The sequence below is a fragment of the Psychrobacter sp. 1U2 genome (assembly GCF_051847575.1).
On sequence record NZ_JBPYDC010000560.1, the window covers coordinates 1 to 976 of the forward strand.

A 976-nucleotide genomic window follows, 5' to 3' on the forward strand; every position below is an offset into this window, starting at 1 on the left:
GAAGATATGTTTAGCGCTCTAGCCAGCAACTTTCCCGCTGGCACCTTATCAGGGGCACCAAAAGTAGAGGCTATTAAGGTCATCAATGAGTTAGAGCCTGATGGTCGCGGTGCTTATGGCGGCGCGCTTGGTTCGTTTAATTTTAATGGCGATTGTATTTTTGCTATTCCTATTCGTAGTCTATTTATCAATGGTGAATCCGCTTACGCGCAAACTTGCGGCGGCAATGTCTACGACTCCAACCCTGCTGATGAATATCTTGAGATTCAGCGTAAGCTTTCTGCCATGAAAGTGGTGTTAGACAGCTTTATGACCGCCTAACTTTCCTATATCTCAGTAAAGAGCTTATGACTTATGAACGTTTTAATTATCGACAACTACGACTCCTTTACCTTTAACTTATATCAATATATCGGCGAGATTTTGCAAACCATGGATGATGATAAAGACGGCACTAACGCTGCAAACGTCATCGTTAAACGCAACAACGAGATTACTTTGCCTGACGTACAAGCGATGAATCTTGACCGTATTATCATCTCACCCGGCCCTGGCTCCCCCGATGATCCAGCCTATTTTGGCATCTGTGCAGAAGTAATTGAGACACTGGGTAAGACGGTGCCACTACTGGGTGTTTGCTTAGGCATGCAAGGTATCGCTCATGTATTTGGCGGAGATGTGGTTCAAGCTAGCGTACCGATGCATGGCAAAGTCTCAGCCATTCGCCATGATGACGCAGGTGTCTACCAAGGCTTGCCGCAAGAACTTGAAATCATGCGCTACCACTCACTTATGGTACGAGCAGATACTTTGCCTGAGTGTTTAAGCGTCACAGCTGTCATTGCAAATGATGCATACCATCATTTAAGCTTGGCTGAGTCAGCGCTTGCAGGAGATGAGATTATGGGATTGCAGCATAAAGAATACCCAATTCAGGGCATGCAGTTTCACCCTGAGTCCTTTGCCACCGAAGGCG

At 46.1% G+C, this 976-nt stretch carries 2 protein-coding genes; both read left to right on the forward strand.

Going from position 1 to position 976, the window contains the following annotated elements:
* Positions 1-321 (forward strand): chorismate-binding protein (locus ACS8FD_RS17255; protein ID WP_439276751.1); only part of this gene is annotated, 321 nt, incomplete at its 5' end.
* A gap of 33 nt (positions 322-354) precedes the next feature.
* A partial coding sequence (locus tag ACS8FD_RS17260; protein ID WP_439276752.1) for an anthranilate synthase component II occupies positions 355-976 on the forward strand: 622 nt, incomplete at its 3' end.